General features: G+C 61.9%; 22 protein-coding genes and 1 riboswitch. Of the genes, 15 read left to right on the forward strand and 7 right to left on the reverse strand.

Translation table 11 applies throughout. The annotated features are described in order from the left end of the window. The first annotated feature begins 56 nt into the window (after positions 1 to 56). The 7 genes from LOY45_RS02165 to LOY45_RS02195 all read left to right on the forward strand — a co-directional run bounded on the left by LOY45_RS02165 (position 57) and on the right by LOY45_RS02195 (position 8,214). Positions 57 to 1,814, forward strand: a complete 1,758-nt coding sequence (locus LOY45_RS02165; RefSeq protein ID WP_036995471.1) for a carbamoyltransferase family protein — start codon at positions 57 to 59, stop codon at positions 1,812 to 1,814. Beyond that, entirely contained in the window at positions 1,798 to 2,928 is a 1,131-nt protein-coding gene (locus tag LOY45_RS02170; protein WP_115089176.1) for a glycosyltransferase, read from the forward strand. The genes LOY45_RS02165 and LOY45_RS02170 overlap by 17 nt, the downstream gene beginning before the upstream one ends. Beyond that, positions 2,928 to 3,824, forward strand: a complete 897-nt coding sequence (locus tag LOY45_RS02175) for an antimicrobial resistance protein Mig-14 (RefSeq protein ID WP_115089174.1) — start codon at positions 2,928 to 2,930, stop codon at positions 3,822 to 3,824. The genes LOY45_RS02170 and LOY45_RS02175 overlap by 1 nt, the downstream gene beginning before the upstream one ends. Beyond that, the gene (locus tag LOY45_RS02180) at positions 3,821 to 5,221 is read left to right on the forward strand and encodes a PIG-L deacetylase family protein (RefSeq protein ID WP_115089172.1); all 1,401 of its coding nucleotides are present in this window, start codon (positions 3,821 to 3,823) and stop codon (positions 5,219 to 5,221) included. The genes LOY45_RS02175 and LOY45_RS02180 overlap by 4 nt, the downstream gene beginning before the upstream one ends. Positions 5,222 to 5,272: 51 nt before the next feature. Then, entirely contained in the window at positions 5,273 to 6,229 is a 957-nt protein-coding gene (locus tag LOY45_RS02185; protein ID WP_134064556.1) for a glycosyltransferase family protein, read from the forward strand. A 68-nt stretch (positions 6,230 to 6,297) separates the two neighbouring features. Beyond that, positions 6,298 to 7,071 carry a glycosyltransferase family 2 protein gene (locus LOY45_RS02190; protein WP_258578685.1) on the forward strand — a complete coding sequence of 258 codons (774 nt, stop codon included), beginning with the start codon at positions 6,298 to 6,300 and terminating at the stop codon, positions 7,069 to 7,071. A 48-nt stretch (positions 7,072 to 7,119) separates the two neighbouring features. After that, the gene (locus tag LOY45_RS02195; protein WP_258578686.1) at positions 7,120 to 8,214 is read left to right on the forward strand and encodes a glycosyltransferase; all 1,095 of its coding nucleotides are present in this window, start codon (positions 7,120 to 7,122) and stop codon (positions 8,212 to 8,214) included. A gap of 5 nt (positions 8,215 to 8,219) precedes the next feature. On the opposite strand, the gene LOY45_RS02200 is transcribed toward LOY45_RS02195, so the two are convergent. Further along, complete coding sequence (locus LOY45_RS02200) at positions 8,220 to 8,822, reverse strand: BUD32 family EKC/KEOPS complex subunit (RefSeq protein WP_258578687.1); 603 nt, start codon at positions 8,820 to 8,822, stop codon at positions 8,220 to 8,222. Positions 8,823 to 8,922: 100 nt separating this feature from the next. Between LOY45_RS02200 and LOY45_RS02205 the strand changes: the two genes are divergently transcribed. The 3 genes from LOY45_RS02205 to hldE all read left to right on the forward strand — a co-directional run bounded on the left by LOY45_RS02205 (position 8,923) and on the right by hldE (position 13,477). Then, positions 8,923 to 10,098 (forward strand): O-antigen ligase family protein, encoded by a 1,176-nt coding sequence (locus LOY45_RS02205; RefSeq protein WP_258579289.1) that lies wholly within the window; start codon positions 8,923 to 8,925, stop codon positions 10,096 to 10,098. 15 nt (positions 10,099 to 10,113) lie between these two features. Beyond that, the gene (msbA, locus tag LOY45_RS02210; RefSeq protein ID WP_258578688.1) at positions 10,114 to 11,922 is read left to right on the forward strand and encodes a lipid A export permease/ATP-binding protein MsbA; all 1,809 of its coding nucleotides are present in this window, start codon (positions 10,114 to 10,116) and stop codon (positions 11,920 to 11,922) included. Between the two features lie 133 nt (positions 11,923 to 12,055). Continuing rightward, positions 12,056 to 13,477: a bifunctional D-glycero-beta-D-manno-heptose-7-phosphate kinase/D-glycero-beta-D-manno-heptose 1-phosphate adenylyltransferase HldE gene (gene hldE / locus LOY45_RS02215; protein ID WP_115089161.1), complete on the forward strand. Its 1,422-nt coding sequence runs from the start codon at positions 12,056 to 12,058 to the stop codon at positions 13,475 to 13,477. Positions 13,478 to 13,532: 55 nt separating this feature from the next. Here hldE and LOY45_RS02220 read toward each other — a convergent pair whose 3' ends face one another. The 4 genes from LOY45_RS02220 to LOY45_RS02235 all read right to left on the reverse strand — a co-directional run bounded on the left by LOY45_RS02220 (position 13,533) and on the right by LOY45_RS02235 (position 16,925). Next, complete coding sequence (locus LOY45_RS02220; protein ID WP_115089159.1) at positions 13,533 to 14,495, reverse strand: metal ABC transporter ATPase; 963 nt, start codon at positions 14,493 to 14,495, stop codon at positions 13,533 to 13,535. A gap of 47 nt (positions 14,496 to 14,542) precedes the next feature. Next, positions 14,543 to 15,352 (reverse strand): aldo/keto reductase, encoded by an 810-nt coding sequence (locus tag LOY45_RS02225; protein ID WP_134064546.1) that lies wholly within the window; start codon positions 15,350 to 15,352, stop codon positions 14,543 to 14,545. Next, positions 15,349 to 16,524 carry an NAD(P)/FAD-dependent oxidoreductase gene (locus LOY45_RS02230; protein ID WP_115089155.1) on the reverse strand — a complete coding sequence of 392 codons (1,176 nt, stop codon included), beginning with the start codon at positions 16,522 to 16,524 and terminating at the stop codon, positions 15,349 to 15,351. Before LOY45_RS02230 ends, LOY45_RS02225 begins: the two co-directional genes overlap by 4 nt. 68 nt (positions 16,525 to 16,592) lie before the next feature. Continuing rightward, positions 16,593 to 16,925, reverse strand: a complete 333-nt coding sequence (locus LOY45_RS02235) for a DMT family transporter (protein WP_010221561.1) — start codon at positions 16,923 to 16,925, stop codon at positions 16,593 to 16,595. A gap of 87 nt (positions 16,926 to 17,012) precedes the next feature. Between LOY45_RS02235 and LOY45_RS02240 the strand changes: the two genes are divergently transcribed. Both LOY45_RS02240 and waaA read left to right on the forward strand, forming a co-directional pair. After that, complete coding sequence (locus tag LOY45_RS02240; protein WP_115089153.1) at positions 17,013 to 17,903, forward strand: LysR family transcriptional regulator; 891 nt, start codon at positions 17,013 to 17,015, stop codon at positions 17,901 to 17,903. Between the two features lie 14 nt (positions 17,904 to 17,917). Beyond that, complete coding sequence (gene waaA, locus LOY45_RS02245; protein WP_258578689.1) at positions 17,918 to 19,186, forward strand: lipid IV(A) 3-deoxy-D-manno-octulosonic acid transferase; 1,269 nt, start codon at positions 17,918 to 17,920, stop codon at positions 19,184 to 19,186. 78 nt (positions 19,187 to 19,264) lie between these two features. On the opposite strand, the gene LOY45_RS02250 is transcribed toward waaA, so the two are convergent. Then, a complete protein-coding gene (locus tag LOY45_RS02250; RefSeq protein WP_134064542.1) occupies positions 19,265 to 20,698 on the reverse strand; it encodes a TolC family outer membrane protein in 1,434 nt (477 codons plus the stop codon). Positions 20,699 to 20,839: 141 nt separating this feature from the next. Further along, positions 20,840 to 20,944: riboswitch (TPP riboswitch) on the forward strand. A gap of 157 nt (positions 20,945 to 21,101) precedes the next feature. On the opposite strand from LOY45_RS02250, the gene thiC reads away from it, so the two are divergent. The 3 genes from thiC (at position 21,102) to cytX (ending at position 25,582) form a co-directional block, all read left to right on the forward strand. Then, entirely contained in the window at positions 21,102 to 22,988 is a 1,887-nt protein-coding gene (gene thiC, locus LOY45_RS02255) for a phosphomethylpyrimidine synthase ThiC (protein ID WP_115089147.1), read from the forward strand. A gap of 260 nt (positions 22,989 to 23,248) precedes the next feature. Further along, on the forward strand, positions 23,249 to 24,178 hold the full coding sequence (locus tag LOY45_RS02260) for an IS110 family RNA-guided transposase (RefSeq protein WP_258578690.1): 930 nt from the start codon (positions 23,249 to 23,251) through the stop codon (positions 24,176 to 24,178). A 111-nt stretch (positions 24,179 to 24,289) separates the two neighbouring features. Beyond that, on the forward strand, positions 24,290 to 25,582 hold the full coding sequence (gene cytX, locus LOY45_RS02265) for a putative hydroxymethylpyrimidine transporter CytX (RefSeq protein ID WP_258578691.1): 1,293 nt from the start codon (positions 24,290 to 24,292) through the stop codon (positions 25,580 to 25,582). On the opposite strand, the gene LOY45_RS02270 is transcribed toward cytX, so the two are convergent. Continuing rightward, the gene (locus LOY45_RS02270) at positions 25,551 to 26,297 is read right to left on the reverse strand and encodes an RsiV family protein (RefSeq protein ID WP_115089143.1); all 747 of its coding nucleotides are present in this window, start codon (positions 26,295 to 26,297) and stop codon (positions 25,551 to 25,553) included. The genes cytX and LOY45_RS02270 overlap by 32 nt on opposite strands. Between the last annotated feature and the right edge of the window lie 185 nt (positions 26,298 to 26,482).

Consider the following 26,482-nt stretch of genomic DNA (forward strand, 5'->3'; position numbering starts at 1 on the left):
CTGCCGCCCGCCCCAACGGCCCGCGCGCATATTTACAGATTGAAGAGGCTAGACCCTTGGCATTGACGATTCTTGGCCTGTCCGGCGCCCTTAGTCATGACCCTTCCGCGGCCCTGTACATCGACGGCAAGCTGATTGCCGCCGCTGAAGAAGAGCGCTTCGTGCGCGATAAACATGCAAAGAACCGCATGCCCTACGAATCGGCGAAGTTCTGCCTGGAACAGGCCGGTATCAAACCGTCCGACGTTGACGTGGTAGCGATCCCGTTCGCCCCGATCAGCCTGTTCGGCAAGGCACGCTGGCACTACGCCAAGCGTTATTGGTATGCCCCGGACCGCGCTCTTGACGCGATCCTGATGGGCAATCGTCGCTACAAGCGCTACCGCAAGAAGATCGTCTGGTGCCTGGAGCAGCTGGGCTTCGACCCGAAAAAGGTCAAGATCGAGCCGGTCGAGCACCACCTGGCTCACGCCTCCAGCGCCTACCACTGCTCCGGCTTCAAGGAGAAGACCGCGATCCTCGGTATCGACGGTAAAGGCGAATACGCCACGACCTTCTTCGGCTACGGCGAAAACGGCAAGATCCACAAGATCAAGGAATTCTTCGATCCGGACTCGCTGGGCGGCCTGTATGGCGCGATCACCGAGTTCCTCGGCTTCGAAATGCTCGATGGCGAGTTCAAGGTCATGGGCATGGCGCCTTATGGCGATGCCAGCAAGTACGATTTCTCGCGCCTGGCCTCGTTCGAGAACGGCGAGCTGGTGATCAACACCGACTACGCCAACGTCATCGGCCTGCGTCGTTATAAAGAGAAGGGCAAAGGCTTCTACTTCTCGCCGAAGCTGATCGAGTGGCTGGGCCCGAAACGCGAAGGCGACATCGCCGACGAGCCGTACATTCACTACGCCGCGAGCATGCAGGCGCTGTTCGAGAAGCTCGCCCTGCAGATGATCGACCACTACCTGGGCGACATCCTCAAGGAGACTGGCAAGCTGGCCTTCGCCGGCGGTTGCGCGTTGAACGTCAAGCTCAACCAGAAGATCATTGCCCGTCCTGACCTCAAGGAGCTGTTCGTCCAGCCGGCTTCCGGCGACGCCGGTACTGCGGTCGGTGCTGCTGCCTATGTGTCTCACGCCCGTGGTGTGCCGGTCGAGAAGATGGAACACGTCTACCTCGGCCCTGCGTACTCCAACGAAGACGTGATCGCCGCCTGTGCCCGTCACCCGAGCCAGCCGAAATGGCGCAAGCTGGAGAACATGCCCGAGCAGATCGCCAAGATCATGGTCGACGGCAACCCGGTGGCCTGGTTCCAGGGCCGTATGGAGTTCGGTCCGCGCGCCCTCGGCGGTCGCTCGATCATCGGTTGCCCAAGTGTGGAAGGCGTTGCCGACCGCATCAACCACCAGATCAAGTTCCGCGAGCGCTGGAGGCCTTTCTGCCCGTCGATGCTCGACACCGTTGCCCCGCAGATGATCAAGATCGATCACCCGGCGCCGTTCATGACCTTCACCTTCGAAGTGGCCGAAGAGTGGAAGACCCGCGTGCCGGAAGTCGTCCACGAAGACGGCACCTCGCGGGCCCAGGTGCTCAAGCGCGAGTACAACCCGCGCTACTACGACATGATGAAGGCGCTGGAGACTCTGACCGGCAACGGCGTGTCGCTGAACACCTCGCTCAACCGTCGTGGCGAGCCGATGATCTGCTCGCCGACCGATGCGCTGAACATGTTCTTCGGCTCGGACCTGCAGTACCTGATCATGGAAGACATCCTGGTGGTCAAGGACGGCGCGGACACTTATGACGTCCAGGGCTGAAAAACGCGTCCTGCAGTTCTGTCATGGCTATGACGGTCCGTTTCTGGACTGCGCGCGCCAGTACGCCAGCCTGTTCGACGGCAGCGGCTACAAGGTCACCACGGTGTTCCTGACTGGCGCAGCCGACCCTCAGGTAGCGGCCGGCTGCGCCTCGGACGAAGTGATCTTCCTCGAGTTCAGCTCCAAGGCCATCCGTGGCCTGAAGCTGGGGGCGATCCGCGCATTGCGGCGGATCGTCGCCAGTCGCCAGTTCAGCTTCTGCATCGCGCACCGCTTCAAGCCGATCTATATCGCCTTGCTCGGCAGCCGCTTGCCGGTGATCGGCGTGCACCACGCCTTTGGTGACTACCTGCGTGGTAGCCGCCAGCTGTTTGCCAACCTGTTCAGCAAGCGCCTGAGCCTGCTCGGTGTTTCTGATGCGGTGCGCGACGACATGCGCAAGTGCCTGCCCAAGTGGCCGCTCGAGCGTATCCAGACTCTCTACAACCGCATCGACATCGAGGCGCTGCAGTCCAGCCAGGTACCTGCCGCGCAGGCGCGCGAGGCGTTGGGCCTGGATCAGCAGGCATGGATTGTCGGCAACGTCGGCCGCCTGCATCCGGACAAGGACCAGGCCACCTTGCTGCGTGGTTTTGCCCAGGCCCTGCCGCAACTGCCGGCCGGTGCTCGGCTGGCAATCCTCGGCAAAGGCCGTCTTGAGCAAGCGCTCAAGGCTCAGGCCGCCGAACTGGGAATTGCCGCGCAAGTGGATTTTCTCGGTCAGGTACCTGACGCCCGTCGTTACTTCCGTGCCTTCGACGCCTTCGCCTTGAGCTCCGACCACGAGCCGTTCGGCATGGTCCTGCTCGAAGCCATGGTCGCCGGTGTGCCGCTGCTGGCCACGGCTTGTGGCGGCGCGGTCGAGGTGGTCGAAGGTGTTGGCATCCTGTTCCCGCTGGGCGACGCCGAGCGCCTGGGGCAAGGCTTGCAGCACCTGGCCGCGCTGGACGAAGGGCAGCGCCAGGAATGTGCCGGGCGCATGCTCGAACGCCTGCGTGAGCGTTTCTCCGATGCCGCGGTGCGCGACGCCTTCTGGCAACTGCCGCACGTTCGTGCACTGACGGCGGAGGCCTGATGCTCAACCATATTCAAGGCTGGCGTGAGCGCGGCTGGACGCAGATCGATGCGCCTGCCTACGCCCAAGCCTGGGAAAAATTTGGTGGCAGTGTCGCCACTCATCCGCTGGTGGTGGAGCAACTGGCTGACCTGGCGCAGATTCCGGTGCGTTACCTGGGCTGGGAGCGCGACGGCGAGCTCAAGGCCGCGATTCCTACCTGGGGCCGCTACCTGGCGCTGTCCAAGGATGTGCTCAAGCGTCAGGGTAAAAAAGGCCTGTATGACCTGGGCAACGCCGAGCTGATCCTGCCTGCCGCCGCCGATGCCCAGGCGCCGCTGCGGCACGCCGGGCGCTATCTGTCCGAGCTCAATCAGGGTCGTTTTGCCCATCTCAAGCCGCAGACCGAAGCGCTGGCCATGGCGCGTATGCCGGAAGACCTGTCGAAGAAGTTTCGTTACAACCAGCGCCGCGAACTGCGTTTGCTGGAAGAGGCGGGCGGTCAGGTACGGCCGGTCACGGATTTCTCCAGTGCTGAACTTGCCGCAATCTACTGCGACCTGTTCCAGCGCCGGTGGGAGTTCCCGGCTACCGGTGCCGAACGCATGGCCGAGGTGATCGAGCGCCTGCGTGAGCTGTTGATCGGGTCGGTGCTGTTTCTTGACGATGCACCAATTGCCATCCAGTTGGTCTATCGGGTCGAAGCGTCGGAGTGGATCAGCGTTGAATACATCAACGGTGGTGTCGACCCGCAAACCAAGGCATTCAGCCCTGGCAGCGTACTGAGCTTCCTCAATACCCAGGCTGCCTGGGAAGACGCCCGTGCGCGCAACAAACCCCTGCGTTTCTCCTTCGGCCGTGCCGATCGCGAGTACAAGGACCGTTGGTGCAATCCCGTGCCGGTGTTTCAGGTGTGAGTCGCAAGCAGCAGTTGCTCAAGCGCCACCGGCGCAACAAGCGCCTGGGGCTGCTGGTCGGCCTGCTGGTACTGCTCGCCCTGGGCATTTTCGTTCAGTGGTGGCTGCCGCTGCTGTTGTTGCCGCTGCTGTGGGTAGCCCACGAGGCATGGTTTGCCGATCACCTGTTCTACTCTCCGGCCGAGGACTATCAATATCAGTTCCCGCCAGATTGCGTGGCGCATTCGGCCGAGCTGGTCGATGGCCTTGTGCACCTGCAGTCGCCGCTGCAACTGGGCGGTGACGAAACGCTAATCCTGCAGGTGCGCCTGAAGGGTAGCTGGCTGGGGCGTTTCCTCGATCCTGCGGTAAGCCTGGGAAGTGAAGACGTTCAGACTTTCGAGCGGGGCGTAAACGGCCTTCGTTACCTGAACCTTACCGGGCTTGCCGAACCGCTTACGGCTGGGCGCCTGCGCCTGCGTGGGCGCTACTGTCGACTGATGGGTGAGGCGCAGCTGTGGGTTGCACCTTGCGCTGACCTGCGCCAGCGCCGGGTGATGGTGATCGCACCCCATGCCGACGATGCCGAACTCGCGGCGTTTGGCCTCTACAGCCAGGCTGAGGAAACCTGGGTGGTGACCTTGACTGCCGGCGAAATCGAAGCCGAACACTATCAGCAAATGGGTCTGGAAAAGTCCGAAGCTGCGCGCCTTAAGGGCCGTTTGCGGGCCTGGGACAGCATCGCCGTGCCGCGCTGGGCAGGTGTCCCGGAGTCGCGTTGTGTGCAGCTTGGGTACTTCTGCCTGCAGCTCCCGGCCATGCAGGCCGCGCCTGCAGAGCCAATGGCTTCGCGAGAAGCCGGGCTTGTCGATACCCGCCTGTTCCGCCAGTTCAACCCGCTGTCCCTGCCGGGTGACCAGGACGGCGCGCCGACCTGGAACAACCTGCTGGCCGATTTGCGTGCACTGTTGCTCAAGGCCCGGCCGCAGGTGCTGGTGATGCCGCACCCGACCCTCGATCCGCACCCGGACCACATCTGCGCCCAGGCTGCTGTGCTTGAGGCGCTGCAGGGCCTGGAATGGCAGCCTGAAACCCTGCTGTGTTATGCCAACCATTTGCACGACAACGACCGCTGGCCCATGGGCGATAGCGGTGCGGGTATTGCCTTGCCGCCGCAACTCGAAGCGACCCAGGCCTGGACGCCCTATAGCCTGGTGCTGGGCCTGCCAGCCCAATGCGACAAGGCCATGGCCTTGGGCATGATGCATGACCTGCAGCCGCCTGCACCGTTCAAACGCCGCCTGCGCCGCCTGTTGCAACGCTGGCTGGCCGGGCGTCGGCCTTCGCCTTATGGCGAGAACGAGTTTTTCCGCAAGGCTGTGCGTCGACATGAACTGTTCTGGCGTCGTGACCTCTGATCATGACGCTGCAAGATTGAAAGCTGTGGCCCGAGCGCCGCAAGGAAAACGATGAAAGTTCTATTTCTGGTGCAGAAAGAACAACGGGCGATCCTCGATCGTTTGTATGACGGCGTTGCCGCGCATTGCGACTGCGACCTGCGCTGGCTGAGCAGCGACGACCAACGCAATCTGCGCAGTTATTTCCGTCGCGAGATCGACGTCGACAAGTACGACAGGATCGTGTTCTTCCTGCGTTTCAAGCAAGAGATTCGCCAGGTCGGTTTCATTCGCACGGTGCCCAACCTGGTCATCCTCGAACATGATGCCTACCAGAACTACATCCCGTGCAAGTACACCGGCAAGTTCAGTGCCCATTACCGCCAGTTGCCCTGGGCGCGGGTGATCAGCTCGGGTTACATGGTCAGTGAACGCCTGCGCCAGGAAGGCTTCGATGCCGAGTTCGTGCCCAAGGGCTACGATCAGCAGTTGCTGGCTGACCAGGGGCGCGAGCGGGATATCGAACTGGCCTTCGTCGGCAGCACCAACAGTGTTGCCTACAGCGGCCGCAAGGCCCTGCTCGATGAGTTGGCACAAGTGGAAAACCTGCTGGTGACACGCACCAATTCGGGCGAAGAATATTGCGACACGCTCAACCGCATCCGTTTCTTTGTAAGCGCCGATGTCGGCATGGGCGAGTACATGATCAAGAATTTCGAGGCGATGGCCTGTGGCTGCGTTTTGCTGGCTTATGACCAGGGTGAAGCGGAAAACCGCGCCCTGGGCTTGAAAGACATGCATAACGTGGTGCTGTATGACAGCATTGCCGCGTTGCAAGAGAAGCTGAAAGTGTTGCGTGGCGACCCTGCACTGGTCGAGCGTATCGGCAACAACGGTCGTGAGCTGGCCGTCTCGCAATTCAGCTTCGCTCAGGTAGGTCGTAGCATCGTGGAAAAAATGCAGCCACCTCTTCGTCCCCGTCCAGCCCTGTCCGGCTGGCAACGCTTGCGTTTGAGACTGGGCATATGAGCCGGCTGTCCTGGAACCAGGGAAGTAGTCTCAGAACATCTGAATACAGTTTATGGGGAGGGGATCCGGTGCGATTCAGTGATGAAAGCGATGTGACCCTGGTGGTCACAAGTTGTGGGCGTTTCGATTTGCTCAAGCTCACGCTGGAGAGCTTCGATCGGTACAATACCGCGCCTATTCGTGAAGTGTTCATCACCGAAGACTCCGGAGAAGACGCCGTTCATCAGGCCATTCCGGAGCATTGGAAGCCTCACTGCACGGTGTTCGTCAACCGGCCGAAACTGGGGCAGTTGGCGTCGATCGATCTGGCCTACAGCCATGTCAAGACACCCTACATCTTTCATTGCGAGGATGACTGGGAGTTCTATCGTCCTGGGTTTGTCGAGGACTCGCGCAGCATTCTCGAGGTCAGTCCGCAACTGCTCCAGGTCTGGCTGCGCAGCTATGCCCATGATCTGAAGATACACAGTCCCTATATCCATCCTGGCGAGCGTCAGGTCATAGCGGGGGTTGCGTGCTATCCATTGCTGTCGAGCAAGCCTGAGTGGCAAAGCTTCTCGTTGAATCCCGGGCTGCGTCGGCTTGACGATTATCAGCGCTGTGCACCGTTTGCCGCCTATGCTGGTGAAAAGGCGCTGTCAAAACGGTACGCCGAGTTGAACCTCACTGCGGTGAGACTGGAGGGCGATGCTGTGCTGCACACCGGGTTTGGCTTGCACGTCAGTCTGCCCGAGGAGCGCCGGCGCAAAGACCGTCGCCGTCAGCGTGACCGAGTCAAGCTGGTTGTGATCCTGGTGGTTGGGATGGTAATGGGGGCCGCTGTTGGTTTCCTTGTGCATTGATTTAGCTTTCGTGTCCATCATCCGGCCCGATGTAGGGGGTGCTACCCCGTGAATATCGTCAACATCATGTGGGCAGGCGGCGCACCATACGTATCCGTGCACAAGGTGCATCAGCAGATCCTTTCCCAGGCTGACGCGGAAGTTTCGGTCTGTACCTGGCTGCTGCAAGGTCAGGGCTCTTGCTGTGAAGGTGGGGAAACCCGCGAATGGCAGCTTTCTCAACGATTGCTCAAGGGGCGGCATTTCTGGAAGCTTTTGCAGCCATGGATGCGTAGGCGCTTTCGTGAGGCGCTGAAGCTGGGCAACACTCAAGTGGTGTTGCTTGACGGCCTGGGAGTTTCTCGCCTGGTGCTGCCTGTTTTGCGCCAGCTGCCTGATGTGCGTGCGGCCATTATTTTTCATGGCAAGACCCGCTTGCACGCGGGTGACGTGGCCTTGTTGAAAAGTCTGCGGCCTTCTCAGGTGACGCTCGTGGCAGTCTCGCAGACTTTGGCCAAGGCCTTGGAGCAGGATCTTGGCATTCCGGTTCAAGTGCTGCGCTCTGCGCTTGAACCTACTGGTTTTCGTCAGGCTTTGCTGGGGCGTGAAGCGGCACGAAAGGCACTTGGCGTGCAGTTGGAGAGCGCGCCCGTACTGGGTGCGGTAGGTCGCCTGGTAGACAGCAAGGGATTCGATTACTTGCTGGATGCCTTTGCGCTAGCCCGTCAACAACGACCTGATCTGCGCCTGGTGATACTGGGAGAAGGCAACCAGAGATCGCTACTCGAAACACGCATCAAGAACCTTGGGCTGGATGGTGTGGTTTCGTTGCACGGGCATTGCAATGGCATTGCTCGCCTTTACCGGGCTTTCGACTGGGTTCTGATTCCTTCGCGATCGGAAGGCCTGGGGCTGGTTCTGCAGGAAGCGGTGATGGCTGACGTGCCGGTTCTGTGTAGTAACCTGACGGTGTTTCGTGAGCAGTTGGGCGATGCCGGGTTCTATGTCCCCGAGGGTGATGTGGCGGCCTGGGGTCAGGCAATTGTCGAAAGTGTCAATCGCAATGCCGGGCAGGTAGCCCTGGCACAGTATGAGGCGCTGGCGCCAGAACAGGCCTGGCACCGCTTCAGTCAGACTTCAGGCCGGCTGTTGAGTCAGTCCTGAAGCGCTCAATCCAGCAGCGCCCGCTCGAGTTCGGCCAGGGGGAATTGATCTTCGAGCCGCTCGCGGGCGATGTACCTGGCAAAATGTTGCACGTTTCGTCTGATCATGCGCTTGCTCAACGGCGCCCGCATGAAGCGCATGTCGGCGACATCGATCAATCCCATCTGCTGTTGCGGCGTAACGACAACATTGCCCAGGTGTAATGAGCGAAAGTAGATACCTGACTTATGCAGCCTGCGCACCAGAGCAACCAGTTCCGGCAAGCGTTCCTGCCAGTCGAAGCCTGGCTTGCGGGAGAGCTGGCTCAGGGTTTCTCCAGGCAGTGGTTGATACAGGACCGCAGTCATCCCGGGCTTATCCAGCTTGAAGTACTTCAGTACTGTCAGGGTTGGAATTCCCTTTTTCTCCAGCTGTATCGCATTGTCGATGAAGCGTTGGGAGTAAGGGCGCAGCAAGGCAGATGAAATCAAGCGTTTACGTCTGAAGAGCTTGAGGATCTTGCCATCATTTAGCAGGTACACTTTGGCGCCGTAGCTGTCGGCTTCCAGAATCCTGGCGCCAAGTGTCAGCTGGTTGAAGTCGACCTGGGGTAACCGGAAACATTGCATGGGTAGGGGCCTTGTCAACGGGCAAGCAAAAGGACCGGCCATAATGCCGAAAAGTTTGAAGATGCACCATGCCGGTGTTGTTCGATCGATGGGGATACGCATGATGTACGCAAGGCGCTGGGCACAGTCCTGGCTAGCGATTGGTTTTCTGTGGTTTCTGGTGGCGATTGCCCTGGCACCGAGCAACAAGATCTACCAGCAAGGCCTGGTGGCTTTTGTCTGGTTGCCGACCCTTTTGCTGCTCTGGTCGGCACGCGGTGCGTTGGTCGAGGGCTGGAGTGCACAGCGTGCGCTTTGGCTGTCAGTGCTGCTGCTCCTCGGTTGGTCAGCGTTGAGCCTGGTCTGGAGCGGCACCGAAGATGTCGGGCGTGAACTCAAGCGCCTTTTGTACATTGCTGTGTTCTTGCTGTTTTTTCCGCTGCTGGCCACTGCAGGCGTACCACGCCTGATCCGCCTCCTGCAGTTGGGTGGAGTCGGCTTGGCCATAGCCTCACTGTACTCCATCATCCAGTTTTATGGCGTCCAGGGGTTTCCCTGGATTTTTCGACTTTATGGTGTTGGCGAGTTGTCCCACCCGATTCTGGGTGCATATGTCATCGGCGCCGCCCTGGTCTGGATGATTCATTGGCCACCGCAAGAGCGCTGGTTCCAAGTCATCTGGGCGCTGTCCTTGTTGTGCCTGGGGGCGTTCTTGGCCTTGTCCCAGAGTCGCGGTGCCGCTCTGGGGGTATTCGTTGCCCTGGTCGCCATGCCCATATGGTGTCGGAATCGAAGAAGCTACCTGATTGCTGCCACGACCATCGCTATTGCCGTACTGGGGGTGGTCATGATGTATGCACTGATTGTCGAGCGAGGTTCGTCCTACAGGCTTGAAATTCTCCAGGCCAGCCTGCAGATGATTACCCTGCATCCCTGGATTGGCTTGGGGCTTGGTACTTTCTATACCATCTCGGCGGTTGGGGAGCAGTTTGACCACACGCATAATATGTTCACCCACATCGGCGTCGAACTGGGTATTCCGGGCATGTTGCTCTGGCTGGGTATTTGGCTGTGTGTGTTGCGTGAAGGCTGGCGTGCGCGTGCGACGGACTTTGGCAAGGGTTTGATGGGGTTATGGCTTTTTTCTTCCTTGGCCATGCAATTCGATGCCGCCAGCCTCACCGGCACCCCGCGTGCCGAGTGGTTTATCAGTTGGCTGCCGGTCGGTCTGGCCACTGTCTTGGTCTGGGTGCGTGCCCGGGCTCCAGGCTGTGATAAAATTTCCGGTTCTATCTGAACAGCGAGCTCGACGATGGCCGAAACACCGCGAGAGGCGGAGCAGAGCTCCAGCCTGAAAATCTACTTCCGGCTGCTGAGCTATGTGAAGCCGTACATCGGCATTTTTTTGCTGAGTATCCTCGGCTTTGTGATTTTTGCCTCGACCCAGCCAATGCTGGCCGGGATTCTCAAGTACTTCGTCGATGGCTTGAGCAACCCCCAGGCGGTGTTGTTCCCCAGCGTTCCTTACCTCAAGGACTTGCAGCTGCTGCAGGCCGTGCCATTGCTGATCGTGCTGATCGCAGCCTGGCAGGGCCTGGGTTCGTTCCTGGGCAACTATTTCCTGGCCAAGGTCTCCCTGGGCCTGGTGCATGACCTGCGGGTCGAGTTGTTCAACAAGCTGCTGGTGTTGCCCAACCGCTATTTCGATAACCACAACTCCGGCCACCTGATTTCACGCATCACCTTCAACGTGACCATGGTCACCGGCGCTGCGACCGATGCGATCAAGGTCGTGATCCGTGAAGGCCTGACCGTGGTGTTCCTGTTCGTCTATCTGCTGTGGATGAACTGGAAACTGACCCTGGTGATGCTGGCGATCCTGCCGGTGATTGCCCTGATGGTTGGCACCGCGAGCAAGAAGTTCCGCAAGCAGAGCAAGAAGATCCAGGTGGCCATGGGCGATGTCACCCACGTTGCCTCGGAAACCATCCAGGGCTACCGGGTAGTGCGCAGCTTTGGTGGCGAAAGCTACGAGCAGCAACGTTTTGCCAATGCCAGCCAGAGCAACACCGACAAGCAGCTGCGCATGACCAAGACTGGCGCGGTGTATACGCCGATGCTGCAACTGGTGATCTACACCGCCATGGCTACATTGATGTTCCTGGTGCTGTTCCTGCGCGGTGATGCCACTGCCGGTGATCTGGTGGCCTACATCACCGCGGCGGGCTTGCTGCCCAAGCCTATCCGCCAGCTGTCCGAAGTCAGCTCGACCATCCAGAAAGGCCTGGCCGGTGCCGAGAGCATCTTTGAGCAACTGGACGAGGCGCCAGAAGTCGATAGCGGCACTGTCGAGCTGGACCGCGTTGTTGGTCGTCTTGAAGTGCGCAACCTGAACTTCACCTATCCGGGGACTGATCGTCAGGTCCTCACCGACATCAGCTTTACCGCCGAACCTGGTCAGATGATCGCCCTGGTGGGGCGTTCAGGCAGTGGCAAATCGACCCTGGCGGGGTTGATTCCGCGCTTCTATCACCATGATCAGGGGCAGATTCTGCTCGATGGTGTGGAGATCGAGAACTACCGCCTGCGCAACCTGCGCAAGCACGTCGCTCAGGTGACCCAGCATGTGACCCTGTTCAACGACACCGTGGCCAACAACATCGCCTATGGCGATCTGGCCGGGGCGCCGCGGGACGAGATCGAAGCCGCTGCTGCCGATGCTTATGCCAAGGAGTTCGTCGAGCAACTGCCCAAGGGCTTCGACACTCAGGTCGGCGAGAACGGCGTGCTGCTCTCCGGTGGCCAGCGCCAGCGTCTGGCGATTGCCCGGGCGTTGCTCAAGAATGCGCCGTTGCTGATTCTCGACGAAGCCACTTCGGCCCTCGACACCGAATCCGAGCGGCACATCCAGGCAGCCCTGGATCACGTCATGCAGGGACGCACCACCCTGGTGATCGCCCACCGGCTGTCGACCATCGAAAAAGCCGACATGATCCTGGTCATGGACCAGGGCAAGCTGGTCGAGCGTGGTACCCATACCGAGTTGCTGGCTGCCAATGGCTATTATGCCCGGCTGCACGCCATGGGCCTGGATGAGCCGGCCAAGGCCGACATCACCTGAGTTGCTCGCGCCGGGGCCTGTTGTGCCCCGGCTGCCTTTCCCTGGAGCGCTTGGCAACAAGGCGGTAAACAAGCCTTCGCTTTGCCTGTGCTAATATCCTGCCCCTGTTAATTATTTTGTATATGGGTTGCCCATGAAGTTGTCCATGCCGCGTTTCGATCAAGCCCCGGTACTGGTGGTGGGCGATGTCATGCTCGACCGCTACTGGCATGGCGGTACCTCACGGATCTCGCCTGAAGCACCGGTACCGGTGGTCAAGGTCGAACAGATCGAGGACCGTCCCGGTGGTGCGGCCAACGTTGCCTTGAACATTGCAGCCCTGGGGGCTCCGGCGGCGCTGGTCGGCGTGACCGGCCAGGACGAGGCTGCCGACAGCCTCGCCAATAGTCTGCTGGCTGCTGGCGTACGCTCGATCTTCCAGCGCATCGCCCATCAGCCGACCATCGTCAAGCTGCGGGTCATGAGCCGCCACCAACAACTGCTGCGTATCGATTTCGAAGAGCCTTTCGCCACCGACCCGCTGTCCCTGGGCGCTGAGGTCGACGCGTTGCTCGATGGCGTCAAGGTGTTGGTGCTGTCGGACTACGGCAAGGGTGCGTTGAAAAACCACCAAAGCCTGATCCAGGCCGCACGGGCCAAGGGCATTCCGGTGCTGGCCGACCCCAAGGGCAAGGATTTCTCGATCTACCGTGGCGCCAGCCTGATTACCCCGAACCTCAGCGAATTCGAAACCATCGTTGGCCGTTGCGCCGACGAGGCTGAACTGGTGGCCAAGGGCGCCCAGTTGATGAGCGAGCTGGAGCTGGGTGCCTTGCTGGTGACCCGCGGTGAGCACGGCATGACCCTGCTGCGCCCCGACCACCCGGCCCTGCACCTGCCAGCCCGTGCCCGTGAAGTGTTCGACGTGACCGGTGCTGGCGATACGGTGATCTCGACCCTGGCCGCCGCCATTGCCGCCGGCGAAGAGCTGCCCCATGCAGTGGGCCTGGCAAATCTTGCCGCCGGTATCGTGGTCGGCAAGCTGGGTACCGCGGCCATCAGCGCCCCGGAACTGCGTCGTGCGATCCAGCGCGAAGAGGGTTCCGAGCGTGGTGTCTTGAGTCTCGACCAGTTGCTGCTCGCCATCGACGATGCTCGCGCGCACAACGAGAAGATCGTCTTCACCAACGGTTGCTTCGACATTTTGCATGCCGGCCACGTGACCTATCTGGAACAGGCCCGAGCCCAGGGCGATCGCCTGATTGTCGCGGTCAACGACGATGCGTCGGTCAGCCGCCTGAAAGGTCCGGGCCGGCCGATCAACAGCGTTGACCGGCGTATGGCCGTGCTGGCGGGCCTCGGCGCAGTGGACTGGGTCATCAGCTTCCCTGAAGGCACGCCGGAAAACCTGCTGAGCCAGGTCAAGCCGGATGTGTTGGTCAAGGGTGGCGACTATGGCATCGACCAGGTGGTCGGCGCCGATATCGTCAAGGCCTACGGCGGTACCGTCAAGGTGCTGGGGCTGGTGGAGAACAGCTCGACCACCGCCATCGTCGAGAAGATCCGCAAGAACTGAAGGGCATAGCGCCGTAGGAAGGGCTGGGCGACGCTCGCTTGCCCCGCGATTGTTCCTACTTGCGCACCCCGCCACGCGCCATCTGCAACAACTCCCGCGCCCTGCCGGTCAGCCGCTTCAAGCCGCTGTCCGGCTTCGCCGGCGTCAGGCCTTGCTGCCTGACCCAATCCTTCCAGCGAATCCGCTCATCCCTGACCAGCCATCCTTCCTGCCGGGCAAAGCTTTCCGCCAGGTACAGCCCACGAGTGCTGGCCGGTACCAGGCGATCCTTGCTCAGGGTAAAGAGCTCGGCGCGTGGTTGGCCATCGTCCAGGGGCATCAGATATAGATCGGGACGCTTGCGGTTGAGACGGGCGACGAGCTGGTCGCCTTCAAGACGTTCATCGACGTGGAACAGGCTCAGTGATTTCGCCTCGCGTGGCACTTGCAGGCACAGGTCGTAAATCAGCTGCAGCGAGGCGGTCGGCAAGTGCACATAGGCGCGCGGGCGCTCCAGTAACTGCAGGTTGGCGCAGCGCACCGGGCGCGCTGCGCCGGACTGCGGGGTAAGCACAAAGGGCAGGGCTTCGCGGTAGTGCAGGGCGTCAGCATAGGGCGCCGGCAGCCAGGTGTCGTTGAAGCGCCCGCCAAGCCAGCCTTCCGGGGTTTCCAGCAGGCATTCTTCAGCAACCTCCTGAATCGCCGTATGCAGCGGCAGGTTCAGCTCCTGGGCTGGTACATATCCTGAAATCAATTTCAGCACCACATCGCCCCGATCCTGGCGGCGTTGGCGTACAAGCACCCAGTAATCGCGATTTTGCCAGCGCAGGGTCAGGCGCACCGAGACACCGAGGTTGGCCAGCTCGACGGCGAAGCGCTGGCTGTCGGCAAGCTGGATCGGTTTGCGCCGTTGCAGGGTCTGGGCAAAGTTCAGGGGCACGCCGATGCTCTGGTAGACGAGGCCCTCGGGGCTGGCCTCGACGTGCAGGGGCAGGGTCTTGAAGTTGCTCGGGTTCTTGCGGATCAGCGTTCGCGGCATGTCGGCTCCTTCTTGCGTTGGGGTCGGCCGCGGCGGCGGCGTGGATGTCAGCGGCGCAGGACGTTGGCAACGGTTGCCACGTTATGCGCCAGGTGCAGCGGGTTGATGGTGCCGACAATAGCACTGCTGACGCCGGGGTGGGCAAACAGCAATTCGAAGCTGGCACGCACCGGGTCGACACCCGGACTCAGGCACACATGACCACTGGCCAGGGCCTTTTTCACCAGGATCGCCTTGCCGTGTTCGGCGGCGTAGTCGATCACCGGGCGTTCAGCCTGCTCGTTGAGATTGTAGGTGACCATGGCGCAATCGCCGCGCTCTAGTGCCTTGAGGCCGCCTGCTGCGGTCTTGCCGGAAAGGCCGAAACCACGGATCTTGCCTTCCTGCTTCAGCGCTTCAAGAGTCTGGTAGACCTCCTCGTGTTCGAGGATATGCAGGTCATTGCCGTCGGAGTGCACCAGCACCAGGTCGATGCAGTCGGTTTCCAGGCGCTTGAGACTGCGCTCGATGGAGAAACGCGTGTGTGCTGCGCTGAAATCGAAGCGCGACCGGCCGTCTTCGAACTCTTCACCCACCTTGCTGACGATCACCCAGTGATCGCGCTGGCCGCGCAACAGCGGGCCCAGGCGTTCTTCGCTGCGGCCATAGGCTGGCGCGGTGTCGATCAGGTTAATGCCCAGTTCGCGGGCCTGGGCCAGCAGCATCCGTGCTTCGTCGTCGTCAGGAATGGTAAAGCCGCTGGGGTATTTGACGCCCTGGTCGCGACCGAGCTTGACGGTGCCCAGGCCGAGGGGCGAAACCGTCAGGCCGGTACCGCCGAGAGGACGACGCAAGTCATGCAGGGTCGGCAGGCTCATGGCAGCAATTGCTCCCACACCGGCAAAGCCATGGGCGGCCGGGGCAGTTCGGGCAAGGCGGCCTGGCCGGCTGGCTTGATGCCGTCGCGCTCAAGGTTGGCCAGCACCCGGTCACTGAAGTCCGGAGCCAACGCCAGTTTGGTCGGCCAGCCGACCAGCAGGCGTTGTTGCTCGGCGAGAAAAGCGTTGTCGGGGCGTACCAGGCCCGATTGAGCGGGCTCGGCGCGGTCAATGCGCACGGTCGCCCAGCGCACCTGGCTCAAGTCGATCCACGGCAGCAGGTTGGCGACTTCTTTTTTCGCCGCGGCGATCTGCGCTTCAGGCTCGCGAGCTACGCCGTCGGCTTCGGCCAGGTCGCCGCCCAGGTACCAGACCCACTGGCCGTCAGCGGCCGGATGGCTGGTGACGGTAATACGCGGCTTTGGCCCGCCGCCCAGGCAGTGGGCGTACAGCGGCTTGAGGCTGGCGCCCTTGGCCATGACCATGTGCAGCGGCCGGCGCTGCATGGCCGGCTGGCTCAGGCCCAGGGCCTCGAGCAAGGCGGCATTGCCGGCGCCGGCGCTGAGCACGACGCGTTGGGCGCGGATTTCGCGACCATCGACGCGCAAGCCGAGCAACTCGCCATTGTCGTTCAAGGGTTCGATGGTCTGCGCGGCGAGCAGGCTGTCACCGGCCAATTCCGCAAGCTTGTTGAGCAGGCTCGGTACGTCGATGACCAGTTCGGCCAGGCGATAGACCTTGCCCTTGAAGGCGCGGTCTTGCAGGGCAGGTGGCAACTGATCGCCCTTGACCTGATCGACGCGGCCACGCACCGCCTTGCTGGCAAAGAAACTGGTGAGATTGCCGGCCAGGGTGCCGGGTGACCACAGGTAGTGGGCTTCGGACAGCAGGCGCACACCGGACAGGTCCAGCTCGCCATTGCCGGCCAGGGCCTCGCGCCAGCGCCGGGGCATGTCGGCGATGGCTTCCGATGCGCCGGTCAGGGCACCGTGCAGGGCGTATTTGGCACCGCCATGGATGATCCCCTGGGATTTGAGGGTCTGCTCGCCACCGAGGCTGGCGCGTTCCACCAGCACTGTCGAATAGCCGAGCCGGCGCAGGCGGGCATTGAGCCAGAGGCCTGCGACCCCAGCGCCGACGATCAGCACATCGGTGGAAATTACGGTTGGCATGCATGAACCTCACAAGCTTGGACAGACGCCCAGTATACAGCCTGTGAGCCATTGCACCCGGTTGCGGATCAATGCCCGGCGGTTTTCGAGAAGACCTGGATCACCACCACGCCACCAACGATCATGGCCATGCCGAGCATCGCCGGCACATCCAGCTTCTGCCCGTAGATCACCAGTGCCGCGATGCTGATCAGGACAATCCCCAGGCCCGACCAGATCGCATAGGCAATGCCAACCGGAATGCTGCGCACCACCAGGGTCAGCATCCAGAACGCCACCGCGTAGCCACACACCATCAGCAGTAGCGGCAGGGGCGTACTCAGGCCCTTGACGGCTTTCATCGAAGCGGTGGCGATGACTTCGGCGCAGATGGCGATAGCCAGGTAGGTGTAGGCGTTCATGTCGATGATCCTCTGTTCTGGCTGGGCATTCTAGAGCAAGCCTGAATGGGGTAAAGTCATTACCTATCTTTTCTGGAGATAGGTTGCATGGCCGAGCAGTGGAATCTGGAGCAGTTGCGCATGTTCGTGCGGGTCGCCGAGTTGCGCTCGTTCTCGGCGGTGGCGCGCGAGCAACGCAAGGCGCAATCGGCGGTGAGCAACGGCATTGCCCTGTTGGAGACCGACCTCGGTGTGACCCTGTTCGAGCGCAGCAGCGGCCGCCAGCCACGCCTGACCGAGGCTGGCGCGACCTTGCTGGAAGATGCCCGCGAACTGTTGCGCCAGTGCGAACGCCTGGACGGCCGGGCCCTGGCCCTGATGCGCGGGCAAGAGGCGCAGTTGCGTGTGGCCCAGGATGAGGCCATGCCCTATCAACCGGTGATCGACAGCCTCGATGAACTGGCCCGGCAGTTCCCCTTGCTCGAAGTGCAGATGGCCAGTGGCGCCCAGGGTGACGTGGCGCGCAAGCTGATCGAACGACGCGCCGATCTCGGGCTGTTGTTCCACCATGACCAGATGCCGGTGTCCCTGGAGCGCCGGGCGGTGGGGCGGATCGAGATGGTCACGGCGTGTGCAGTGGATCATCCACTGACTCGGCTGGAGCGGGTTACCCGCCAGGACCTGGCCCGCCACCGCCAGTTGCTGATCACCCCGCAGGAAAGCGGCTACCCCGGTGGCGAGCCGATCAGCCCGCAGATCTGGCGCGCCGACAGCTTCTACGCCATGGCCGAATTGCTCATGCGCGGCCTCGGCTGGGCCTGGCTGCCACGGCATGTGGTGCAGTACCCCACCTATCAGACGCAGATGGTCGAGCTGGCCAGCGAATGGACGCCGCCGGCGCTGGTGGTCGAACTGGTGTGGCGGCGTGACGAGCCTTTAGGCCCTGCCGCGCAGTGGTTGGCTGAACGCTTCGCAGTGCACTTGCGCGCAATTGGCTAGTACACTTCGGCGCCATGAACAGAACCCTCTATACCTTGCTGTTTCACCTGGGCCTGCCGCTGGTTGCGCTGCGCCTGTTCCTGCGTTCGCGCAAGGCGCCGGCCTATGGTCAGCGCATTGGTGAGCGATTTGCCCTGAACCTGCCGGCCATGGCCAAAGGCGGCATCTGGGTGCACGCGGTGTCGGTGGGCGAGAGCATTGCCGCCGCGCCGATGATTCGCGCCTTGCTGCAGGCTTATCCACAGCTGCCGGTCACCATCACCTGCATGACCCCGACCGGCTCCGAGCGGGTCCGGGCGATGTTTGCCGATGAGCCGCGGATTCAGCATTGCTACCTGCCATACGACTTGCCCTGGGCTGCCGGGCGCTTTCTCGATCACGTGCAGCCCACGCTTGCGGTGATCATGGAAACCGAGCTGTGGCCCAACCACATTCACCAGTGCGCCAAACGGGGCATTCCCGTGGCCCTGGCCAACGCGCGGTTGTCCGAGCGCTCGGCCCGGGGCTATGCGCGCTTTGCCGGGCTGACCCGGCCGATGCTGGCCGAGATGAGCCTGATCGCGGTGCAGACCGAAACCGAGGCGCAGCGTTTCCGCCAACTGGGTGCGCGCTCCGAATGCGTGCAGGTTACCGGTTCAATCAAGTTCGACCTGAGTATCGATGAGCAACTGTTGCCCCGCGCCCGTGCCTTGCGTGAGCAGTGGCAGGCCGGCCAGCGGCCCGTATGGATCGCGGCCAGTACCCATGAAGGCGAAGACGAGATCATCCTCGCCGCCCACCGGCAGTTGCGAGAGCACCATGCCGATGCCCTGCTGATTCTGGTGCCACGTCATCCGGAACGCTTCAACAGCGTGTTCGAGTTGTGCCGGGGGCAGTTCCCGACGGTTCGCCGCTCCAGTGGCGAACCGGTGGCTGCTGATGCCGCAGTGCTGCTCGGCGACACCATGGGCGAGCTGCTGTTTCTCTATGCCCTGGCCGATATCGCCTTCGTTGGTGGCAGCCTGGTGCCTAACGGTGGGCACAACCTGTTGGAGCCGGCGGCGTTGTCGTTGCCGGTGCTCAGTGGTCCGCATCTGTTCAACTTCCTCGAGATCGCGGCGATGCTGCGTGAGGCCGGTGCCTTGCAGGAAGTCGATGATGCCCAGGGGCTGGCGGCCGAGGTGCGGCGGCTGGTCGAGTTGCCGCGTGATGCGCAGCGCATGGGGGCGGCGGGGTTGGCGGTGATGAAGGCCAACCAGGGGGCGTTGAAGCGCTTGCTGGATGCGCTGGGGCGGTTGATCTAGGCAGGCTTCGCCTGCCATCGCCGGCAAGACCGGCTCCCACAGGTTTTTGTGGGAGCCGGTCTTGCCGGCGATTGCTTTTCAGGGGCGGGCTTCGAAATTGGCCTTGGCCGCTGCTGCCAGGTCGGGCGGCAGGAAGTCCTTGTCCGGGTTGTAGTCCGGCTTCAGGTAGCGGCTCAGGTCGGTCAGATCCTGCGGGCTGAGAGTGCCGGCAGCTTGCTTCAGGCGCAGGTTGTCGAGGATGTAGTCATAGCGGGTATTGTTGTAATCACGCACCGAGGTGTACAGCTGACGCTGGGCATCGAGCACGTCGACGATGTTGCGGGTACCCACCTGGTAGCCGATTTCCGTGGCTTCCAGCGCGCTCTGGTTGGAGATGATTGACTGCTTGCGCGCTTGCACCTGCTCCACGTCGGTGTTCACCGCGCGGTGCAGGTTGCGGGTGTTTTCCACCACCTGGCGGCGCAGGCTCTCGCGCTGCTGTTCGGTCTGGCTCAGGCGCTGGTAGGCCTCGCGCACCTGCGAGCTGGTCAGGCCGCCGCTGTAGATCGGGATGTTCAGTTGCAGGCCGATGCTGGTCTGCTCGACATCGCCGCTGTAATTCTGCCCGGTGAGGTTGGGGTTGGTGAAGCCCAGGCTGTCGTTGTCGCCTTTCTGGAAGCGCGCTACCGCGTCCACGGTCGGCGCGTGTCCGGCCTTGCGCTGGCGCAGGGTTTCTTCGGCGGCGCTCACCGCGTAGTTGGTGGCGAGCAGGTTGAGGTTCTGCTTGCCGGCGGTCTCGACCCAGGCCTTGGCGTCGTTCGGTGTCGGCAGTTGCACCGGCAAGGTGTGGACGATGCCCTGGACCGAGTTGTAGTCGCGGTTGGTCAGGGTGATCAGCGCCTCGAAGGCGTCGTCGACCTGGCGCTGGGCAACGATGCGGTTGGCCCGGGCGGTGTCGTAGCTGGCCTGGGATTGCAGCACGTCGGTCTTGTCCGAGAGGCCAACGTCAAAGCGCTCGTTGGACTGGTCGAGCTGGCGCTTGAACGCCGCTTCTTCGGCCTTGGTCGAGGCCAGGGTGTCCTGGGCACGCAGCACGGCGAAATAATTTTCGGCGCTTTGTAGAATCAGGTTCTGCTCGGTTGCCGACAGCTCCAGGGCTGCTTGCTCGTTGACCGCTTCGGCGGCCTGCAACTGGAACCAGCGGTCCGCGCGGAACACCGGCTGCGCCAGGGTCGCGGACCAGGAGTTGCCGCTGCGGTTGGCGGTGGCCGAGGGGCTGTCTATCTTGGTACGGCTGTTCATCATCTCGGCGCCGGCCGAGAGGTTCGGCAGCAGGCCGGCACGGGCCTGAGGCACCACTTCCTTCTGGGCGCCGTAGTTGGCGCGGGCGGCCGCCAGGTCGGCGTTATTGTTCACGGCTTCCTGGTAGACACTGACCAGGTCGGTCTTCGCCGACAGGGGCACATCCGCTGCCCAGGCCATTCCGTTGGTAGCACAAGACACGGCGAGGGCCAGTGAAAGTTTGCGCAGCATAGGGCAATCCTTGAACGGTGAGTATTTCTGAACCGGTGAGTGTAGTTGCGCCGGCATTTTGCAACAATCCGCTATTTGCGCCATTTATCGTGTCCGTGTCCAGATGCTTGGCTTTGCATGCCACTCCAGTCTAGACTGGCCCCGTTCTTGTCGGGGTGCCTTGCGTTGAGGCTGAGATCGGATAATCCGGATCCCGTTGAACCTGATCAGGTTAGCGCCTGCGTAGGGAACAAGATTTCTCGCTTTCCCGGCGAGTCTCTTGTGCCAGGTCCGGGAATGTCGAGTCAGCCAACACAGCTGCAGGCATCACCGCGCATTTGGCACAGCACCACTCATGGTGCGTCCGTGCCTTTCAGGTTCTCCCCGACATTCCACTGCTAGGAAGCCGTCTGGAGAGCCTGTGATGAGTAAACAAGAAAAATATACCAATCTGAGTGAATCGGCCCAGGTCGATCAACAGTCCGTACAGCCGTTCACCCGCTCGCGCAAAATCTATGTCGAAGGCTCGCGCCCGGACATCCGCGTGCCCATGCGTGAAATCAGCCTCGACGACACCCCCACCGATTTCGGCGGCGAAGCCAACGCCCCGGTGCTGGTCTATGACACCTCCGGCCCCTACACCGACCCCAACGTCATCATCGATGTGCGCAAGGGCCTGGGCGACGTACGCTCGGCCTGGATCGACGCCCGCGGCGACACCGAGCGCCTGGACGGGCTGTCGTCGAACTTCGGCCAGCAGCGCCTGGCCGATGCCGAGCTGACCAAGCTGCGTTTCGCCCACGTGCGCAACCCGCGCCGGGCCAAGGCCGGCGCCAACGTCAGCCAGATGCACTATGCGCGCAAGGGCATCATTACCGCCGAGATGGAATACGTTGCCATCCGCGAAAACATGAAGCTGCAGGAGGCCCGCGCCGCCGGTCTGCTCAAGCAGCAACATGCCGGGCACAGCTTCGGTGCCAGCATTCCGAAAGAAATCACCGCCGAATTCGTCCGTGACGAGATCGCCCGCGGCCGCGCGATCATCCCGGCCAACATCAACCACGTGGAGCTGGAGCCGATGATCATCGGCCGCAACTTCCTGGTGAAGATCAACGGCAACATCGGCAACAGCGCCCTGGGTTCGTCCATCGAAGAAGAAGTGGCCAAGCTGACCTGGGGCATCCGCTGGGGTTCGGACACGGTGATGGACCTGTCCACCGGCAAGCACATCCACGAAACCCGCGAGTGGATCATCCGCAACTCGCCGGTGCCGATCGGTACCGTGCCGATCTACCAGGCGCTGGAAAAGGTCAACGGTGTGGCCGAAGACCTGACCTGGGAGCTGTTCCGCGACACCCTGATCGAGCAGGCCGAGCAGGGCGTGGACTACTTCACCATCCACGCCGGCGTGCTGCTGCGCTATGTGCCGCTGACTGCCAAGCGCGTCACCGGCATCGTCAGCCGCGGTGGCTCGATCATGGCCAAGTGGTGCCTGGCGCACCACAAAGAGAACTTCCTTTACACCCACTTCGACGAAATCTGCGAAATCATGAAGGCCTACGACGTCAGCTTCTCGCTCGGCGACGGTCTGCGTCCGGGCTCGATTGCCGACGCCAACGACGAAGCGCAGTTCGGCGAGCTGGAAACCCTCGGCGAGCTGACCAAGATTGCCTGGAAGCATGACGTCCAGTGCATGATCGAAGGCCCGGGCCACGTGCCGATGCAGCTGATCAAGGAGAACATGGACAAGCAGCTCGAATGCTGCGACGAAGCGCCGTTCTACACCCTTGGCCCGCTGACCACCGACATTGCCCCGGGTTACGACCACATCACCTCGGGGATCGGTGCGGCGATGATCGGCTGGTTCGGCTGCGCCATGCTCTGCTACGTCACGCCCAAGGAGCACCTGGGCCTGCCGAACAAGGATGACGTCAAGACCGGCATCATCACCTACAAGATCGCCGCGCACGCTGCGGACCTGGCCAAAGGTCATCCGGGCGCGCAAATCCGCGACAACGCGCTGTCCAAGGCGCGCTTCGAGTTCCGCTGGGAAGACCAGTTCAACCTCGGCCTGGACCCGGACACCGCGCGCAGCTTCCACGACGAGACGCTGCCCAAGGACTCGGCCAAGGTCGCACACTTCTGCTCCATGTGCGGGCCGAAGTTCTGCTCGATGAAAATCACCCAGGAAGTGCGTGAATACGCCGCCAACCAGCGCATCGAAGCGGTGGACGTGGCGGTCGAGGATGGCATGCGCGAGCAGGCCGAACGGTTCCGCCAGGAAGGCAGCCAGTTGTACAAAAAGGTCTGATCGGGCTGTTCAGGCGGTGTGCTGGCGCGCACCGCATCGCCGGCAAGGCCGGCTTGTGTCTTGAGGTAGGAATAGAATCAGAAGTGAGAGCGGTGAATGGCAAGCTGTACGCCGGTAGTGCTTAAAGCACGTGTGGGAGCAAAGCTGCCATTCACCTCTCCACTCTGGCCCGAGCCCGAACAGTTGATTGAGCGCCTCTCGAATCACAAGCGTGGGCCAAGCCAGAGCGCTCTCACAACTGAGTGTAAGAGGGTTCAGCCATGTTGTCTTCTGTTGGAATCGACACTGCCAAAGCCACTTTGGAAATCTGCATCAAACCTCAGAAAATCCGCTTCGAAGTGGCCAACAACTCCGCAGGCTTCGAGGCGTTGCTTGAGCGTCTGAAGGACTTCAATATCAGTCGAGTGCTGATCGAAGCGACAGGCGGCTACGAGAAAGATGTGTTGATCGCCCTGGCCTCAGCAGGACTGGAAACCATCTGCATCAACCCAGCCCGTGCCCGAAAATTCGCCGATGCCATGGGTAAAAAAGCCAAAACCGACAAGATCGACGCCGAAGTCCTTGCGGACTTCGCTGCACACCTCAGCGCCCCTCAAGGCCAACCGGTCAGCCCTGAACGCGAAGAGCTGCGAGAGCTGGTGAAGCAGCGCGCCCAATTTGTGCAGAGCCGTGATGACTACAAACGGCGTCGCCTGCAATGCCGCTCGGCAATGGCGATGGCCCACTTTGATGAGCACATAGAACACCTGAAAGTGCTGATCAAACGCCTCGACGAAGAAATTGACCAGGCGATGGTGCAACTGGACGATACCAGGGCGAGTCAGTTGTTGGCGGTGAGCGGAATCGGTCGGGTAACCGCCGCAAATCTGCTCGCCTCACTGCCTGAACTGGGGCAGTTGGACCGCCGTCAGATCGCCGCGCTGGTGGGCGTAGCGCCTTACAACAACGATAGTGGTAGCCATCGAGGGCACCGCCAGATATGGGGTGGTCGGGCCCATGTAAGGCGAGTGCTGTACATGTCGAGCTGGATCATCATCCGTCACAACACAGAATTTAAAGCACGCTACGAAGCACTTCGGGCACGTGGCAAGTGCGCCAAGGTGGCACTCGTAGCTTGCATGCGGGTGCTGATCGTCAGGCTGAATGCAATGCTGCGGGACAATACCCCTTGGCGAGTGCAAACAGCCTGATCAAGACAGTTGCTCCCACAAGGGCCCTGCAGTCAGGCTTTTGTGGGAGCTGGCCTTGCCAGCGATAGGGCCCCGAAGAACAACAAATTACCTCCTGTCGAGACCACTCTCGTGAGCACACCCAGCCAGTTTTCCCCCGATCATCCGGTCACCGCCGCGCAACGCGTGCTCAGCGGCCGCGACCTCTGTTCCTTGTGGTTTTCCCTCGGCATTGGCCTGATGGTGCTGCAGACCGGCGCCTTGCTCGGCCCCGGCCTGGGCCTGGCCAATGCGGTGCTGGCGATCATCATCGGCACCAGCGTCGGCGTGCTGCTGCTCGCTGCCGTCGCGGTCATCGGCAGCGACACCGGCCTGTCGTCCATGGCCGCCCTGCGTCGCAGCCTGGGCCGCAATGGCGCGCGCCTGCCGGCCATGCTCAACCTGCTGCAGCTGATCGGTTGGGGTTCGTTCGAAATCATCGTCATGCGTGATGCCGCCAGCTTGCTCAGCGAGCGCGCCTTCGGCGCAGGCAGTGCGCTGACCAATCCTTTGCTGTGGACCTTGTGCTTCGGCGCTTTGGCCACCTTGCTGGCGGTCAGCGGGCCGTTGACCTTCGTGCGCAAGATCCTGCGCAAGTGGGGCATCTGGCTGCTGATCGGTGCTTGCCTGTGGCTGACCTGGAACCTGGTTGCCAAGGCCGACCTGGCTGCGCTGTGGGCGCGTGCCGGTGATGGCTCGATGCCGCTGGCTATCGGCATTGATATCGCGATCGCCATGCCACTGTCGTGGCTGCCGCTGATTGCCGATTACTCACGCTTCAGCCAGCGTGCCAGCCGGGTATTTGCCGGCACGGCGCTGGGCTACTTCGTTGGCAACGTGTGGATGATGAGTCTGGGCGTGGCCTACACCCTGGCGTTTGCTCCGGCCGGCGAGGTCAATACCCTGCTGCTGGCGCTGGCCGGCGCGGGCCTGGGCATTCCGCTGCTGCTGATCCTGCTCGACGAGTCGGAAAAGGCCTTCGCCGACATTCACTCGGCGGCGGTCTCCAGCGGATTGCTGGTGTGCCTGAAGGTCGAGCACCTGGCCCTGGCCATCGGCGTGTTGTGCACCCTGATCGCCAGTTTCGCGCCGCTGGCGCAGTACCAGAACTTTCTCTTGCTGATCGGCTCGGTGTTCGCGCCACTGTTCGGGGTGGTGCTGGTCGATCACTTCATCGTCCGTCGCCGCCGCAGCGATGCCAGCCCAATCCACAGCCTGCACTGGCCGGCATTGTTGGCCTGGGCGATTGGTGTAGCGGCTTACCATCTGCTGGCGCACTACGCCCCGAACGTCGGCTCGACCCTGCCGGCCTTGCTGCTGGCAGGGTTGGTGTACTGGACGGCAGCGCCGGCGGTCAGCCGCGACCGGGAAACAACTCCGGCTTGATTACGCCGTTCAGGCGCGGGTAGGGGATTTTCAGCTCGATGTGGCCCATGGAGTACGGGGCGATGGCATAGACCTCGTACTTCAGCACCACCGCACCGTAGGTCAGGGCGATGTGCGGGGTCTGGCGGAACGGCCAGGTCTTGACGAATTCGGCGTCCTTGTCCATGCCGGTGCTGATCAGCCAGCCTTTGTGGGCTTCTTCGGCGGTTTTCCAGAAGGTCGCTTCCTGGCCCGGTACCAGCATGTCCTGCAGGGTCAGAACCTTGTCCTGCTGGCGCGAATAGTTGATGAAGCCGCGCCCGGGCATGCCGTGGGCGCCGCCGGTATCGAGATAGCTGGACAGCTCGATGATCACCAGTCCGTCATGCTGCTCGCGTACCTTGGCTTGCAGGTAGCTGCTGTTGCGGCTTTCGGCGCTGGCCATGAACTGTTCTTCATAGGCTTTGAGCGAGCTGGGCAGGGCGCTGCGCTCGTTGTCCTGGGTCAGTTGCAGCAGGCGTTTCTCGACGATCCCGTCCAGCTTGGGGTTGGCCGGGAAGTGGATGGTGTCGATGTTGACCAGCGGGCAATCGGCATTGCTGCAACCGGGCTTGATGTGCTCCCAACGGTCGCGCTTGACCTCCAGCGGCGTGCGCATATTAGGCTGGAACAGGCTCTGACAAGCGCCCAGGGCCAGGGCCAGCACGGCCACGGAAGTCAGTTTCACAAGCGTCATGATGATCCTTGTAAGGCAAAGGTGATCGGACTTGGACCGTCGGCAAGGCCTTCAGTTCGCCACTAAGCTGAATAGACCAGCGGGGTGTCTATCCTCGCAGCCTGGACGGTATCTTTAAAGAGGTGAAACACGGCGGTGAGCAGGTTAGGATGGCGCGATGCGGTAAATGAGGTAATGAGGATTCC

This window comes from Pseudomonas wadenswilerensis, from assembly GCF_024749185.1.
GTDB lineage: Bacteria > Pseudomonadota > Gammaproteobacteria > Pseudomonadales > Pseudomonadaceae > Aquipseudomonas > Aquipseudomonas wadenswilerensis.